This window comes from Shewanella gaetbuli (assembly GCF_023284065.1).
Classification (GTDB): Bacteria; Pseudomonadota; Gammaproteobacteria; order Enterobacterales; family Shewanellaceae; genus Shewanella; species Shewanella gaetbuli.
Genome location: NZ_JAKIKP010000002.1, coordinates 239093 through 254716, shown reverse-complemented (window position 1 = coordinate 254716; position 15624 = coordinate 239093). Strand labels below are relative to the sequence as shown.

Below are 15624 nucleotides of genomic sequence, written 5' to 3'. Positions count from 1 at the left end.
TTTGGGAGAGCAAATATGAGCCAGAATTATAACGCTGCAATAGCAGAAGAATCTGTTGATCAAGCTAAACAACCACAAGATGTTGCAGTTGACTCATCGTTAGTACAGCAATTAGAAATTGAAGAAAAAGTCCAAGACGACTTACAAAAAAACTTAGATGCCACTCAATTATATTTAGGTGAAATTGGTTTTTCTCCGCTACTTACTGCGGAAGAAGAAGTCTTTTTTTCACGTAAAGCCCTTAAAGGTTGTGCAAAATCCCGCAACCGTATGATAGAAAGTAACCTCAGATTAGTTGTTAAAATTGCCCGAAGATACAATAACCGTGGTTTAGCACTTTTAGACTTAATCGAAGAAGGTAACCTTGGTTTAATCAGAGCCGTAGAAAAATTTGACCCAGAACGAGGCTTCCGTTTTTCAACTTACGCGACTTGGTGGATCCGTCAGACCATCGAGCGTGCCATTATGAATCAAACTCGTACGATCAGATTACCTATTCATGTGGTCAAAGAATTAAATGTATATTTGCGTACCGCCAGACAATTAGCTCAAAAGCTTGATCATGAACCCACAGCTGAAGAAATTGCAGAAAAGCTAGATGTCTCTACAGGTGATGTCAGCAGAATGCTTAAACTTAATGAACGAATTACCTCAGTTGATATGCCACTTGGCGGTGATAATGAGAAAGCATTGTTAGATGTTATTGCCGACGATGACTGTGTAGGCCCAGATTACAAAGTTCAAGATGAAGATTTATCTAACTCTATTGTGGGTTGGTTAAATGAATTAAACACTAAGCAACGTGAAGTACTGGCAAGACGATTTGGTTTATTAGGCTATGAACCGTCAACACTTGAAAATGTAGGTGCAGAAATCGGTTTAACCCGTGAACGTGTTCGCCAAATACAAGTTGAAGCCTTAAAACGCCTTAAAGATGTATTAGGACAACAAGGGTTATCTGTTGAAGCCCTGTTCAGAGAATAATTAATTAGGACTATATAAGCGGTTTAAAGCATCTTTTTAGATTAACAATAATTAAGCCTTTGCTGATCTAAATAAGAAGCTGCTCACAATTTGCTCTACAAGATAAGGACATGATTGAGTTAAATCAACATGTCTTTTTTATTAGGAGATTTTTATGCCTATTTCAATACGTCCTTTATTACTTGTTTTGGTCGCTTTAAGCGTTACTGCTTGTGTTAGTACCCGTGATACCATGATTGAACAAGGTTATCCTCTGGCCTATGCCGATGGTTTTCAAGATGGATGTGACAGTGGTAACAAAGCAGGTGGAAGCCTGTTTGATCAATTCAAAAAAGATATCACCCGATTTAATAGTGATACCGATTATGCACAAGGTTGGAGTGATGGCTTTCGACAATGTGAAACAGAGCAAGAGTCTATTCAACGCCAAACCAGAATGGCAATAGAACAACAAAAACTGCAAGAGCAACGCAAAGCCAATGATATTGCCAGTAAACATGCCTTAGAAACCAAGGTAATGAAAGGAATTGATACTTCAGGGCTTGAATCGTTAGGTAAATAGCTTAACGGTTTAGATTAATCGAAACGACAAGCCTGTGCCGATAAAATCGAGCACAGGCTTTTTTGTGCTTGTGTGAGAATCAGAGTGATTTAGCTAACTGTTTAAGCTGATATAACTGCTCCAATGCTTGCTTTGGTGTAAGGTCGTCTGGGTCGATTACGGCTAACTTTTCCACTAAAGATGAGTAATCGACTTGCGGTAATTCTAGTGCCATTTGAGTAATGTCATCTGCGCTGATATCTGCTTTGTTATCTCGGCTTTCTAATTGATGTAGTTTACGTTTGGCCGCTTTAATAACATGCTGTGGAACCCCCGCCAGTGCTGCAACCTGTAAGCCATAACTTTTACTTGCTGCGCCTTCTTGAACCGCGTGCATAAATGCAATAGTGTCTTGATGTTCTATGGCATCTAAATGCACATTTACAACACCAGCTAACAAATCCGGTAGCTGAGTTAATTCAAAATAGTGTGTGGCAAACAAGGTGAGAGCCGATACTTTTTTAGCGAGATATTCTGCTGCAGACCAAGCTAAAGATAAGCCGTCATAGGTTGATGTACCGCGACCAATTTCGTCCATTAACACTAAACTTTTGCGAGTAGCATTGTGTAAAATATTTGCTGTTTCTGTCATTTCTACCATAAATGTAGAGCGGCCAGAGGCAAGATCATCCGATGCCCCAATACGAGTAAATATACGATCAACATGACCAATTTTGGCTTGTTGAGCCGGTACAAAACTACCAATATGAGCCATTAAAGTAATTAACGCCACTTGACGCATATAGGTCGATTTACCGCCCATATTTGGCCCAGTTACAATTAACATTCTTCTAGCTGGTGATAGGTTAACAGGGTTTGCTATAAATGGGTCTTGGCTGACTTTTTCAACCACAGGGTGGCGACCAGCTTCAATATTAATCCCAATATCATTGGTCATTTCTGGGCAATGGTATCCTAAGTTCTCAGCGCGTTCGGCAAAGTTGCTGATCACATCTAACTGCGCTGCGGCATTGGCGAATTGTTGAAGTTCATGCAGTTTTGGCAGTAATAAATCAAATAACTCTTCCCACAGCTTTTTCTCTAATGCGAGCGCTTTTCCCTGGCTGGATAATACTTTTTCTTCGTACTCTTTTAATTCAGGCGTAATATATCGCTCGGTACTCTTGAGGGTTTGGCGGCGTTGATAAGATATAGGTACTCGGTCAGATTGAAGCCGACTGACTTCAATATAATATCCATGTACGCGGTTATAACCGACTTTAAGGGTATTAATACCCGTTTGTTGTTTTTCTCGGGCTTCTAACTCTACAAGGTAATCTGTTGCCCCTTCACTTAATCTGCGCCATTCATCTAACTCAGCATTATATCCTTCACGAATTACCCCACCATCACGAATTAGCACAGGTGGGTTATCAATAATGGCTCGCGATAATAATTCATGCTCTGCAGGAAAATCACCCAGTAATTGGATTAAATCTTTAAGTTGCTGCTGTTCACAACCCGCTAAAGTGTGTTTAATTTCAGGTAGTAAGCCCAGTGCCTGCTTAAGCCGTGAAAAGTCACGTGGTCTAGCGCTGCGTAATGCCAAGCGCGCCATAATACGCTCAATGTCGCCCAAGGCTTTTAGTTGCTCATGTAAATCAATATATAAGCCCTGGGTAATTAACTCATTAACGGCATTATGGCGTGCGGTAATTTGCTTTCTGTCGGTAAGAGGCTGATGGATCCAGCGTTGTAACATTCGGCTGCCCATAGGGGTGGCGGTATTATCCAATACCCAAGCAAGGGTATTTTCGCGACCACCAGATAGGTTTTGAGTTAACTCGAGGTTACGTCTTGTTGCAGCATCTAAAATGATTGAATCACTTTGATTAAACCTGACGATTGAATTGATATGAGGCAGGGCAGTTTTTTGAGTGTCTTTAACATATTGCATCAAGCAACCGGCGGCTTGTAATGCCAACCGAGCATCTGCAATACCAAAACCACGCAAATCTTTAGTGCCAAATTGAGTCAATAATAAGTGAACACATGTGTCGTAATCAAACTCCCATTCAGGACGTCGTCTAATCCCTTTTAAGTGATTGATTAACATCATGTCACTGAAGTCTTCGCTGTAAAGTAATTCAGCAGGTTTTGTGCGTTGAATTTCAGCCTCTAAAGCTTCGCGGGTATCTAATTCTGATATAACAAATCGACCCGATGAAATATCTAACGTCGCAAAGCCATAACCCACTTTACCTTGATATAACGCGGCTAATAAATTGTCTTGGCGCTCTTGCAATAGCGCTTCATCAGTTAATGTGCCTGGGGTAACAATACGGACAACTTGGCGCTCAACAGGGCCTTTTGAGGTGGCAGGATCACCAATTTGTTCGCAAATAGCCACAGATTGGCCAATTTGAACCAACTTTGCTAAATATCCTTCTACGGCATGATAAGGGATACCGGCCATAGGAATAGGGTCACCGCCACTTTTACCTCTTGCCGTTAATGAAATGCCCAACATTTCAGAGGCTTTTTTAGCATCATCAAAAAATAGCTCATAAAAATCACCCATCCTATAAAACAATAACATGTCGGCATGGGCCGCTTTCATGGTCAAATATTGACGCATCATAGGAGTATGTTTTTCTAAATCTACGCTATCAAGAGAGGTCATGGGGATCTATTTACTCTACATTTAAAATGGGTGTTTCTAGGAATGTGTATCTATTACAAGAAGTCACATAATTTATGGCGCTAATTCTATCAATTTTTACTTCATTTGAATCAATACAAATACAGATAATTTACCCTTTAATAGTAATTTATTGATTTTTATCGCGAATAAAAAAAATTCTCAACAGGGCTTGATACTGTATGACTATACAGTATACTGATCAGCATATTGACATAACGGGCAACAAGATTGTCGGTTATATACGGCTTTATGCACAACAAATTTTCCATTAATTGCAGCAGCAATTATTGCCTTAAGGGGTTATAAAATGAAGGTTGATCCAAATAAAGAGAAAGCACTTACCGCAGTGTTAGGTCAAATTGAAAAGCAATTCGGTAAAGGCTCAATCATGAAATTGGGTGAAGACCGTACCATGGATGTTGAAACCATTTCAACGGGCTCTCTATCGCTTGACGTTGCATTAGGTGCAGGCGGATTGCCAATGGGACGTATTGTTGAAATTTATGGCCCAGAGTCTTCAGGTAAAACCACTCTAACCTTAGAAGTGATTGCTGCCGCTCAGCGCGAAGGTAAAACGTGTGCCTTTATTGATGCCGAGCATGCACTTGACCCTATTTACGCTAAAAAACTAGGCGTAGATATTGATAACCTTTTATGTTCTCAGCCAGATACGGGTGAGCAAGCATTAGAAATTTGTGATGCGTTAACACGTAGTGGCGCAGTAGACGTTATTATTGTTGACTCTGTAGCAGCATTAACACCAAAAGCTGAAATTGAAGGCGAAATTGGTGATTCACACATGGGGCTAGCCGCTCGTATGATGAGCCAAGCCATGCGTAAGCTTGCTGGTAACTTAAAGCAGTCAAATACTCTACTTATTTTCATTAACCAAATTCGTATGAAAATTGGGGTCATGTTTGGTAACCCTGAAACCACCACTGGCGGTAATGCACTAAAATTCTACGCGTCAGTTCGCCTTGATATTCGTCGTACAGGTGCAATTAAAGACGGTGATGAAGTTGTGGGTAACGAAACCCGCGTTAAAGTAGTGAAAAACAAAGTTGCTGCACCGTTTAAACAAGCTGAATTCCAAATTCTTTATGGCCAAGGTATTAACCGTACTGGTGAGTTAGTTGACCTTGGTGTAGCCCATAAACTTGTTGATAAAGCGGGTGCTTGGTATAGCTACAAAGGTGACAAGATTGGTCAGGGTAGAGCCAATGCAGGTAAATATTTAATTGAAAACCCGGCAGTCGCTGCTGAAATTGAGCAAACATTGCGTGCAATGTTACTTAGCACTGGCGCACCAGCAACATCTGAGCCGGGTGAAAACATTGATATGGAAACTGGCGAAGTTTTTTAACTTCCGCTTAGTTCATGAGTCAATCAGCTAAATCAGTTGCGGTTGCGTATCTAGCGCGCCGCGATTATTCCCGCCAACAAATCCATAAAAAACTCCTCGAAAAAGACTTTGAAGAGCTTGCCATTCAACAAGCGTTAGATTACTGCGAGTCACAGGGTTATTTAGATGATATGCGCTATGCTCAAATGCTGATCCGCAGTCATATTTATAAATGCCATGGGGTAATGCGAATTCAACAAGCTTTAGTGCAAAAAGGTCTTAGTAAAGACGTCATTAAAACGGCTATTGATCAATGTGACTGCGACTGGTTTGAACTGGCAAAACAGAAGGCGGTTAAAAAATATGGCACTCCGCATACTAAAGATTTAAAAGAAAAGAATCGTAGAATAAGACACTTAGTAGGCCAAGGTTTTAGTTTTGATCAAGTGGCTTATGCACTTGATTATGATCCCTATGACGAGTAAGCCTGACGAGTAAATCAAACAAGCACATTATTTAACATTGTTTGATTTATTGACCCTAAAACTATCGTTATTCTTTATCGAAACTATCAACCACAATAGCGCCCATCGAAGCAGGCATACAAATCACGATAATTCGCTTAAATGAGGTTAACGGCTCATCCATTATCGGTAGTTTATCGAGGCAAAGTAATACTAATGCGACGACGCAGGCCGTGATTCCATAAGCCAGTGCAATTCTGGAAATAAACACCCACTTACGATCAGTAATGTTTTGTTGGAAGACACTTTGATAAGTGTACAAACCGAGAAATAATAACGATAAACTTACCAATAATAATAGGTTGATAGTGGGTAAGGTTTCTCCTAATCGCCAGGCTTCTTCAGAAAATGAAATCGGAACAGCAAGCGCAAAAGCGCCCACTAAGATTTGTACTGCATCCTCTGCATTAAAAGTGACTTTCATTTCCACTCCATTTTAGTGTTAATACTTTTTCGACCCGTCATAACATGAAGTCAGGTCATATTATAAAAAATTGCTTTTACAATAGTACACTTATTGATACTTTTCGCTAACTAAACAACGATAGAAAAACGGTGTTGGCATAATCGATTCTCCACCTCGCATATTGGGCTAAATTCAGTATATAATGCCCACATTTACAAGCTTGTTATTCAAGTTTGCAACATTAATATTTCATTTCAGGGCCATTCCATGTTTCAGACAACAGCAGAATTAAGAAGTGCTTTTTTAAAGTATTTTGAAGATAACGGACATCAAGTTGTAGATAGTAGTTCACTAGTTCCTCATAACGATCCAACGCTGCTATTTACCAATGCCGGAATGAACCAATTTAAAGATGTGTTTTTGGGATTGGATAAGCGTAATTATACCCGTGCAACATCTTCACAGCGCTGTGTTCGTGCTGGCGGTAAACATAATGACTTAGATAATGTAGGTTATACCGCTCGTCACCATACCTTCTTTGAAATGTTAGGTAACTTTAGCTTTGGTGATTACTTTAAAGAAGGCGCGATTGAGTTTGCCTGGAACTTTTTAACTAAAACGCTGAAACTGCCAACAGAGCGATTATGTGTCACGATTTACGAGACAGATGATGAAGCCTTTGAAATTTGGAACAAAAAGATTGGCGTAGCTGCAGAAAATATTATCCGTATTGGCGACAACAAAGGCGCGGCTTATGCGTCTGACAATTTTTGGCAAATGGGTGATACCGGCCCTTGTGGTCCATGTACCGAGATTTTCTATGATCACGGTGAGCACATTTGGGGTGGCCGCCCTGGTACACCTGAAGAAGATGGTGATCGCTTTATTGAAATTTGGAACATCGTTTTCATGCAATATAACCGTCAAGCAGATGGTGAAATGAAACCGTTACCAAAGCCATCAGTCGATACCGGCATGGGAATTGAGCGTATTGCAGCGATTATGCAGGGTGTTCATTCAAACTATGAAATTGATGTGTTTAAGACATTAATTGCCAAAACAGCTGAAATTATTGGCGTAACGGATTTAGAGAATAAATCATTACGTGTGATTGCCGATCATATTCGTTCTTGTTCTTTTTTAATTGCCGATGGTGTTATGCCGTCAAATGAAGGTAGAGGATATGTGCTACGTCGTATTATTCGTCGTGCAGTGCGCCACGGTAATAAGTTAGGTGCAGATAAAGCTTTCTTCTACAAATTAGTGCCTACATTAATCGAAGTGATGGGTGATGCTGCCAACGAATTAAAATCTCTTCAAGCCATTGTTGAAAAAGCTTTAAAAGCGGAAGAAGAACAGTTTGCTCGTACACTAGAGCGTGGTTTACAGATTTTAGATTCAGCCTTAAATGAGTTAACTACAGATACTCTTGATGGTGAAACTGTCTTCAAATTATACGATACCTATGGATTCCCCGTTGATTTAACTGCCGACGTTTGTCGTGAGCGTGATATTCAAGTAGACGAAGCGGGCTTTGATGCGGCCATGGCACAGCAAAGAAGTCGGGCTCAGGCAGCAGGTAACTTTGGTGCTGACTATAACAGTAACCTTGTTATTGATACCGATACTGAATTTTGTGGCTATACTGAATTAACAGGGCAGGCAACAGTGGCTGCTATTTATGTTGATGGTGAGTCTGTAGATACGCTAACTCAAGGTCAAACCGGTGTTGTGGTGTTAGACAATACGCCGTTTTATGCTGAATCTGGCGGTCAAGTCGGTGATAAAGGTATATTAACTGCCGACGGTATTGAGTTTAGCGTTACTGACACACAAAAGTTTGGCCCTGCAACTGGCCATCAAGGTGAGTTAACTTCAGGAAATATCAGTGTTGGACAACAACTAGCTGCTCAAGTTGATAAAAAACTACGTCATAGAACTGAATTAAATCACTCTGTTACTCACCTACTGCATGCAGCATTACGCCAAGTATTAGGTTCTCATGTCACTCAAAAAGGTTCATTGGTAAACCCTGAACGTTTACGTTTTGACTTCTCACACTTTGAAGCGGTTAAAGCATCTGAGCTTAAAGAAGTTGAAGAGTTAGTTAATACTCAGATTCGTCGTAATCATCAATTAAAAACTGCCCAAATGGGTATCGATGAAGCCAAAGAAAAAGGCGCAATGGCGTTATTTGGTGAAAAGTATGACGATGAAGTGCGTGTTGTCACAATGGGAGACTTCTCTATTGAGCTTTGTGGTGGTACACACGTTGGCCGCACGGGTGATATAGGCTTGTTTAAAATCACTTCAGAAGGCGGTATTGCTGCGGGTGTAAGACGTATTGAAGCGGTAACCGGCGCAGCGGCAATGGCATATGTTGCGCAGCAACAAGCGCAATTAGATGAAGCGGCTGCATTGTTAAAATCTGACAGCAACTCAGTTGTGGCTAAACTTAAAGCACAATTAGACAAAGTGAAGCAGTTAGAAAAAGACTTGTCACAAATGAAAGACAAGTTAGCTGCTGCAGCAAGTGCTGATTTAGCTGGTGATGCAGTGGAAGTTAATGGCATAAAAGTACTGGTTAAAAAGCTAGAAGGAGTCGATGCAGGTTCACTTCGTGGTTTGCAAGATGAGCTAAAGCAAAAGCTTAAATCAGCCATTATTGTGCTGGGTATTGCTAACCAAGGTAAAGTTAACTTAATTGCTGGTGTGAGCAATGACCTCACTAAACAAGTTAAAGCAGGTGAGTTAATAGCCATGGTAGCCAAAGAGGTTGGTGGTAAAGGTGGTGGACGACCAGATATGGCTCAAGCTGGTGGTACACAGCCTGAAAACTTGGACAAAGCGTTAGCTTTAGTTGAACCATGGTTAACTGAAAAACTAAGCTAAACTGTGCCATTTTACATTCAAAAATAGTAATAGTTAGCCTTAAGCTACTGATATTGTAGTTTAAGGCTTGAGTGCATTGCGCTCTTTTGGCATAGTGGCTATACGTTTATTGACGATATTTTGTAGCGGTATACTGAGTCAATAATCAATAAACACAGCATATTGTGCTATTAAAGATATTCTAATGGGATTTTTTACAGATTGCTCTGTTAAAAGAACGGGTGGAATGTCATATTGTAGTATTTATTGTCATTAGTTGTTTGTAAGAGTTGAGTAAATTGTTGGTTTTTTGATTTCCATATGCTTAATCGTCAAACTTTGTATTTGAAGTTACTATGACTTTTAATCAGCAAACCCTATAATAAACGCATATTACGGACAAAGCGTGTTATGCAGTGTGAACTAAAGGAGCAACCGAATGCTAATTTTGACTCGTCGTGTAGGCGAAACATTAATGATAGGTGATGAAGTCACTGTTACTGTTTTAGGTGTTAAAGGAAACCAAGTACGTATTGGTGTCAATGCACCAAAAGAAGTTTCAGTGCATCGCGAAGAAATTTATCAACGTATTCAATCTGAAAAGTCAGGTTCGTCAGAAGGCGGAAATTTCTAACAAATTTGTTAGTTATTTTGAAACACAAAAAGTCAGCCATGCTGGCTTTTTTTGTTGCTATCATTTTTACTTTTAATCAGCGTTATGACCTACTGGTTTATTTCGTCCATTAAATGTTCCATTTATATCGTGGAATGATTTAAACTTCTTTAGTCATTTTATAGTATTTTTAAACTTTATTGGTATTATGTAGCGCTGCATATTAGTCCGCTTTAGTACTGTTTTTGCATTTAATTGTTGTTTAACCCCTCAATGTGCTTAAAAACAGTTCAAATGGTCATTTGTTTGGGAAAAAGGGTTTGACTTATTTTCGCCAAACAGTAATATGTGCGCCAAGAAAACGGAGAGGTGGCCGAGTGGCCGAAGGCGCTCCCCTGCTAAGGGAGTATGGGCTTTATCTCCCATCGAGGGTTCGAATCCCTCCTTCTCCGCCATTTCTTACAGACATCAGGGCGCGTGTAGCTCAGCTGGATAGAGTACCTGGCTACGAACCAGGCGGTCAGAGGTTCGAATCCTCTCACGCGTACCATTCTGATGTTGTGATAATAGTGAAATATAAGATGCGCGTGTAGCTCAGCTGGATAGAGTACCTGGCTACGAACCAGGCGGTCAGAGGTTCGAATCCTCTCACGCGTACCATTTCATTGTTATTTGTTTTACCCGTTAATGCGCGTGTAGCTCAGCTGGATAGAGTACCTGGCTACGAACCAGGCGGTCAGAGGTTCGAATCCTCTCACGCGTACCATATTTGACGGAGAGGTGGCCGAGTGGCCGAAGGCGCTCCCCTGCTAAGGGAGTATGGGCTTTATCTCCCATCGAGGGTTCGAATCCCTCCTTCTCCGCCATTCATTCATTTTTTGCATATTTAGCAATGTGAACTATGATTGAGTGACATTCCAAGATTAAGCGCGTGTAGCTCAGCTGGATAGAGTACCTGGCTACGAACCAGGCGGTCAGAGGTTCGAATCCTCTCACGCGTACCATTTTAAAAAAACCTGCTTTTTAGCAGGTTTTTTTATGCCTCAAATATCTTATTCAAGCCATTCACTTTACCCGTTAAGTTGCCACCATTTGCCACAATAAGTTTTCAAAGTGATTCCCCATCTTACTGATTTACAGACAACTTATCATTCCATTATGTTTAAAGCCGGTGCGGGTCCTTTAATGATGCTATCTGTTATCGTTTTTTAAGGTTTATAGCTAACGGTTTGTGCGTTACTTATCGCTTAACAGTTATTTGTAAGCGATTTGGGTGGTAGTTTTAGCGGATGGCATAAGTAGACCCTATAAGCGTGGTAAGCTTGCCCTGTTATTGCACAAGCTCAGATCAAACTTACGTTAAACTGAAGTCAAAGCTGGCGTAGCGTTAAATTGTATTTTTATTCAACTTAGGGATATTAAGTGGTAGAGCCTTACAGTAGGCGGTTTTAATATATTTACACCAAATTTAACTTTTATGTTACAAGCGATCTTAATGTGTCGTTTATGCTTTGGTAAACGAATATTTGAGATATGTACAAAAAATACGCCTGATAAATGAATTTTGTATAGTTGTTTTCGATAAAGATAACTATTTTTGGTAAGACCATTTTACATTGGGGTGGTTTTCCTGATATAAAATGTTTATATTTTGTGACATGAAAAGCGTAGTTGCAGAAAATGGAGTGTTTCAGGTTAGTTTAATTAATATTGGTATATAGTCGGTTTTAATTGAATATTTATTCTGAACGCCGTCAAGTAATGAGATACGAGCCAACGGATAGCTACATTAGATACCGCATAAGGTATGTATAGCTTGGCAATTTTCCCAACGGAATTTTACTTATCGTTTATCACGTTTACCTTCAGTGAGGAATTATGACATCAATAAATCAACAATTGGTTGATGCACTTGGCATTATGGTCATGGGGATGGGCTTGGTGTTCATTTTTTTAAGCATATTGATTGTGGGCATCACCATTGTTGCTAAGTTTAACCCGATACCACAACCGGTTAAACCAGTACCAGGTGCAACAAATACAACTACAGCTCAGGGCTTAGACCCTAAATTAGTCGCTGCAATTACATCAGCTATTCACCAATACAGAGCGTAAAGATATTTTTTGGGAGTTTTTATGAGCAAGCCATTAGCATTAACCGATGTCGCACTTCGCGATGCACATCAGTCATTACTTGCAACACGTTTACGTATTGATGACATGTTACCTATTGCCCCTTTACTGGATAAAGTGGGTTATTGGTCACTAGAATCTTGGGGCGGAGCCACATTTGATTCTTGTATTCGCTATTTAGGTGAAGACCCTTGGGACCGTATTCGTGAATTAAAAAAGGTCATGCCTAATACCCCACAACAAATGTTATTACGTGGACAAAACCTATTAGGTTACCGTCATTATGCTGATGATGTTGTTACCCGTTTTGTTGAGCGTGCTCATACTAATGGTGTGGACGTTTTCAGAATATTTGATGCGATGAATGATGTTCGCAACTTAGAAACTGCCGTTAAAGCAGTGAAAAATGTTGGCGGTCATGCTCAAGGTACCATTTCTTACACCACAAGCCCGGTACATACTATTGATACTTGGGTTGATATGGCTAAGCGTCTAGAAGATATGGGCGCTGATTCATTATGTATTAAGGATATGGCTGGGTTATTAAAACCAATGGAAGCCTACGACTTAATAAGTCGTCTAAAATCTCAAACTGACTTATTAGTGTCTATGCATTGTCATGCTACAACAGGCCTGAGTACAGCAACGTACCAGAAAGCCATTGAAGCGGGGGTAGATGTATTAGATACCGCTATTTCTTCTATGAGCCAAACTTATGGTCACAGCGCGACGGAAACCTTAGTAGCAATGGTTGAAGGTACTGACCGTGAAACCAGTTATGACATGGTGCTTCTGGAAGAAATAGCAGCATACTTTAGAGAAGTACGTAAAAAGTATGTGCGTTTTGAAGGGGCATTAAAAGGTATAGATTCACGCATTTTACGCGCTCAAGTACCCGGTGGCATGTTAACTAACATGGAAAACCAACTTAAAGAGCAAGGTGCTGCTGACAAAATGGATGCAGTACTAGAAGAAATTCCTCGTGTTCGTGAAGACTTAGGTTTCTTACCATTGGTGACTCCAACCTCACAAATTGTTGGTTCACAATCAGTTATCAACGTACTGATGGGCGAACGTTATAAGTCGATGACTAAAGAAACCGAAGGTGTATTAAAAGGCGAGTATGGTGCAACTCCTGCACCCGTTAACGCTGAACTACAAGCTAAGGTATTAAATGGTGCACAGCCGATAACATGCCGCCCGGCAGATTTAATTGAACCTGAACTTGATAAGCTACGCGCAGAGTTAACTCAAAAAGCAGCTGATCAAGGTATTACCTTAGCGACTGAAACTGACGACGATGTGATGACCTACGCGTTATTTAATCAAATTGGCTTACAGTTTTTACAAAACCGTGGCAACCCTGACGCATTTGAACCTGTGCCAACAGCGGATGATTTAGTGGTTAAAGATGCCCCAGCTAAAGATTCAAAAAGCCCTGAAACTTATACTGTTAATGTAGAAGGTCAAAGCTTTGTAGTTGAAGTAAGCCAAGGTGGTGAAATCAGTCAAATTCAGCCAGTAGCCGCTAGTGCCGCTAGTGCCAGTAGTGCAGCACCTATTCCGGTAGCACCTGCACCATCTGGTGAGGTTAAGTGCGAAATGACTGCACCATTATCGGGAAATATCTTCAAAGTACTTGTCAACAATGGTCAGTCAGTTAAAGCGGGTGAAGTGTTGCTTATTCTTGAAGCCATGAAAATGGAAACCGAAGTGCGTGCAAATGAAGACGGTATCGTGACTAACCTTGCTGTAAAACAAGGTGACACGGTAACCGTTGGTACACCTTTATTAGGCCTAGCGTAAGAGGACATTATGGAAGGATTAATGGCCTTTTGGGGCGAGACAGGTATTGCACACTTTACCAGTGGGCAACTGTTGATGATGGGAGTAGGGTGTTTATTACTTTACCTCGCAATAAAACGTGGATTTGAACCGTTATTGTTATTGCCTATTGGTTTTGGTGCAATTTTGGCCAACATTCCCAATGCAGGTTTTACCGATGAAGGTGGATTGTTGTGGTATGCCTATCACGTAGGGATTGAAACGGGTATTTTCCCATTATTGATCTTTATGGGTGTAGGGGCGATGACCGATTTTGGTGCACTGATTGCCAACCCTAAAACCTTGTTATTAGGTGCTGCAGCACAGTTTGGTATTTTTGCGACTTTATTGGGCGCAATTGCATTAAACCTAGTACCTGGCTTTGAGTTTTCTATGCAAGATGCGGCAGCGATTGCCATTATTGGTGGCGCAGATGGTCCCACGGCTATCTTCCTCGCATCGAAATTAGCACCAGAGTTACTGGGAGCTATTGCGGTTGCTGCTTATTCGTACATGGCGTTAGTTCCCTTAATCCAGCCACCCATTATGAAACTGTTAACCACGCCTGCTGAACGTAGTATCAAAATGGAGCAGCTACGTGAAGTGAGCAAGCGCGAAAAGATTTTATTCCCGCTTATGGTTGTTGGCTTAACCGTACTGTTTTTACCTGCTGCAACGCCTTTAGTCGGTATGTTTTGTTTAGGTAATTTAATGAAAGAGTCTGGTGTGGTTGATAGATTATCAGGCACGGCTCAGAACGAACTCATTAATATTGTCACTATCTTCTTAGGTTTAGCCGTGGGCTCTAAGCTATCCGCTGAGCAGTTCTTACGTATCGAAACGTTAGGTATTTTAGTATTAGGTGCCGTAGCGTTCTCAATCGGTACCGCGGCAGGTGTTTTAATGGCTAAGTTAATGTCTAAACTGTCTGGCGGTAAAGTGAATCCATTGATTGGTGCGGCGGGGGTTTCTGCTGTTCCAATGGCTGCTAGGGTTGTTAACAGGGTTGGTTTAGAAGCTAATCATCAAAACTTTTTATTGATGCATGCTATGGGACCTAATGTTGCTGGTGTACTGGGTAGTGCCGTAGCAGCAGGTGTATTGTTAGCTGTATTAGGTTAATCAGCTTCAGCTAAAAATTGTTAATAATTAGGCCAACGCCATTCGCGTTGGCCTTTTTTGTTTTCAGCCCCTAAACCACCTACTTCAGTAGGTGGTTATCATCATTTAGGCTTTGCCTGAATATCCACTTATGTTATTTGAACTCTGACTTTCCAAACTCCGTTTGGATTAACATCGCAGGATTCCATCCTGCACCGGCCCAAAGGGTATCAACAGCAATACCCTCTATACTCTTTATTAAAGAAATTGGCCCTGCCGCCCCAGACGAAAAATGCTGAAAAGCGCATAATTTTCGATGGGGATTGATCCAGCTTTTAACTTCGTTGGCATCTGCCTTCGGTCATTGTCGGCAAATACAAAATCTCTCTAACGCTTCCGACAGGTATCTGAAGTAAATGGATTTACAAATGTCACGGTGGCAGGGATGCCAAGGAGTGACCGTGGCCTAACGTAAGCTAGCTTGGCATCCATGCCAAGCTCACGAACTTTTCTCGATGCCCTCAATTCACATTGAATCTGAAAGTTTTACGTCTAATTAGATACAAATAAGGTAAATCGAA

11 protein-coding genes and 6 tRNA genes are annotated in these 15624 nt (G+C 40.9%); 15 read left to right on the top strand and 2 right to left on the bottom strand.

Annotated elements, in window-relative coordinates; translation table 11 throughout:
• Positions 1 to 15: 15 nt before the first annotated feature.
• Both rpoS and L2672_RS03810 read left to right on the top strand, forming a co-directional pair.
• Entirely contained in the window at positions 16 to 984 is a 969-nt protein-coding gene (gene rpoS, locus L2672_RS03815) for an RNA polymerase sigma factor RpoS (RefSeq protein WP_248994506.1), read from the top strand.
• A 154-nt stretch (positions 985 to 1138) separates the two neighbouring features.
• Positions 1139 to 1546 carry a hypothetical protein gene (locus tag L2672_RS03810; protein ID WP_248994505.1) on the top strand — a complete coding sequence of 136 codons (408 nt, stop codon included), beginning with the start codon at positions 1139 to 1141 and terminating at the stop codon, positions 1544 to 1546.
• A gap of 79 nt (positions 1547 to 1625) precedes the next feature.
• On the opposite strand, the gene mutS is transcribed toward L2672_RS03810, so the two are convergent.
• The gene (mutS, locus tag L2672_RS03805; RefSeq protein ID WP_248994504.1) at positions 1626 to 4208 is read right to left on the bottom strand and encodes a DNA mismatch repair protein MutS; all 2583 of its coding nucleotides are present in this window, start codon (positions 4206 to 4208) and stop codon (positions 1626 to 1628) included.
• Between the two features lie 328 nt (positions 4209 to 4536).
• Here mutS and recA point away from each other — a divergent pair, with 328 nt between their 5' ends.
• Complete coding sequence (gene recA, locus L2672_RS03800; RefSeq protein ID WP_248994503.1) at positions 4537 to 5592, top strand: recombinase RecA; 1056 nt, start codon at positions 4537 to 4539, stop codon at positions 5590 to 5592.
• Positions 5593 to 5606: 14 nt separating this feature from the next.
• Complete coding sequence (locus tag L2672_RS03795) at positions 5607 to 6056, top strand: regulatory protein RecX (protein ID WP_248994502.1); 450 nt, start codon at positions 5607 to 5609, stop codon at positions 6054 to 6056.
• A gap of 67 nt (positions 6057 to 6123) precedes the next feature.
• Here the strand turns inward: L2672_RS03795 and L2672_RS03790 are convergent, their stop codons facing one another.
• The gene (locus L2672_RS03790) at positions 6124 to 6519 is read right to left on the bottom strand and encodes a DUF2391 family protein (protein ID WP_248994501.1); all 396 of its coding nucleotides are present in this window, start codon (positions 6517 to 6519) and stop codon (positions 6124 to 6126) included.
• 249 nt (positions 6520 to 6768) lie between these two features.
• Between L2672_RS03790 and alaS the strand changes: the two genes are divergently transcribed.
• The 11 genes from alaS (at position 6769) to L2672_RS03735 (ending at position 15064) form a co-directional block, all read left to right on the top strand.
• A complete protein-coding gene (alaS, locus tag L2672_RS03785) occupies positions 6769 to 9393 on the top strand; it encodes an alanine--tRNA ligase (protein WP_248994500.1) in 2625 nt (874 codons plus the stop codon).
• A gap of 418 nt (positions 9394 to 9811) precedes the next feature.
• Positions 9812 to 10006, top strand: a complete 195-nt coding sequence (gene csrA / locus L2672_RS03780) for a carbon storage regulator CsrA (protein ID WP_167675978.1) — start codon at positions 9812 to 9814, stop codon at positions 10004 to 10006.
• Between the two features lie 342 nt (positions 10007 to 10348).
• Positions 10349 to 10440 (top strand) — tRNA-Ser (locus L2672_RS03775).
• Between the two features lie 18 nt (positions 10441 to 10458).
• A tRNA-Arg gene (locus L2672_RS03770) sits at positions 10459 to 10535 on the top strand.
• A gap of 33 nt (positions 10536 to 10568) precedes the next feature.
• Positions 10569 to 10645 (top strand) — tRNA-Arg (locus tag L2672_RS03765).
• 29 nt (positions 10646 to 10674) lie between these two features.
• Positions 10675 to 10751: transfer RNA gene (locus L2672_RS03760), tRNA-Arg, on the top strand.
• An 8-nt stretch (positions 10752 to 10759) separates the two neighbouring features.
• Positions 10760 to 10851: transfer RNA gene (locus L2672_RS03755), tRNA-Ser, on the top strand.
• 61 nt (positions 10852 to 10912) lie between these two features.
• Positions 10913 to 10989: transfer RNA gene (locus L2672_RS03750), tRNA-Arg, on the top strand.
• A gap of 874 nt (positions 10990 to 11863) precedes the next feature.
• The gene (locus L2672_RS03745; protein WP_248994499.1) at positions 11864 to 12100 is read left to right on the top strand and encodes an OadG family protein; all 237 of its coding nucleotides are present in this window, start codon (positions 11864 to 11866) and stop codon (positions 12098 to 12100) included.
• 21 nt (positions 12101 to 12121) lie between these two features.
• Complete coding sequence (gene oadA, locus L2672_RS03740) at positions 12122 to 13924, top strand: sodium-extruding oxaloacetate decarboxylase subunit alpha (protein ID WP_248994498.1); 1803 nt, start codon at positions 12122 to 12124, stop codon at positions 13922 to 13924.
• Positions 13925 to 13933: 9 nt separating this feature from the next.
• Positions 13934 to 15064 carry a sodium ion-translocating decarboxylase subunit beta gene (locus L2672_RS03735; protein ID WP_248994497.1) on the top strand — a complete coding sequence of 377 codons (1131 nt, stop codon included), beginning with the start codon at positions 13934 to 13936 and terminating at the stop codon, positions 15062 to 15064.
• Positions 15065 to 15624: the final 560 nt, after the last annotated feature.

What these genes read in the sequence shown, in the direction of transcription:
- alaS (WP_248994500.1), top strand. Translation starts at nt 6,769, where the DNA reads ATGTTTCAGACAACAGCAGAATTAAGAAGTGCTTTTTTAAAGTATTTT.
- oadA (WP_248994498.1), top strand. Translation starts at nt 12,122, where the DNA reads ATGAGCAAGCCATTAGCATTAACCGATGTCGCACTTCGCGATGCACAT.
- rpoS (WP_248994506.1), top strand. Translation starts at nt 16, where the DNA reads ATGAGCCAGAATTATAACGCTGCAATAGCAGAAGAATCTGTTGATCAA.
- csrA (WP_167675978.1), top strand. Translation starts at nt 9,812, where the DNA reads ATGCTAATTTTGACTCGTCGTGTAGGCGAAACATTAATGATAGGTGAT.
- mutS (WP_248994504.1), bottom strand. Translation starts at nt 4,208, where the DNA reads ATGACCTCTCTTGATAGCGTAGATTTAGAAAAACATACTCCTATGATG.
- L2672_RS03810 (WP_248994505.1), top strand. Translation starts at nt 1,139, where the DNA reads ATGCCTATTTCAATACGTCCTTTATTACTTGTTTTGGTCGCTTTAAGC.
- recA (WP_248994503.1), top strand. Translation starts at nt 4,537, where the DNA reads ATGAAGGTTGATCCAAATAAAGAGAAAGCACTTACCGCAGTGTTAGGT.
- L2672_RS03795 (WP_248994502.1), top strand. Translation starts at nt 5,607, where the DNA reads ATGAGTCAATCAGCTAAATCAGTTGCGGTTGCGTATCTAGCGCGCCGC.
- L2672_RS03735 (WP_248994497.1), top strand. Translation starts at nt 13,934, where the DNA reads ATGGAAGGATTAATGGCCTTTTGGGGCGAGACAGGTATTGCACACTTT.
- L2672_RS03790 (WP_248994501.1), bottom strand. Translation starts at nt 6,519, where the DNA reads ATGAAAGTCACTTTTAATGCAGAGGATGCAGTACAAATCTTAGTGGGC.
- L2672_RS03745 (WP_248994499.1), top strand. Translation starts at nt 11,864, where the DNA reads ATGACATCAATAAATCAACAATTGGTTGATGCACTTGGCATTATGGTC.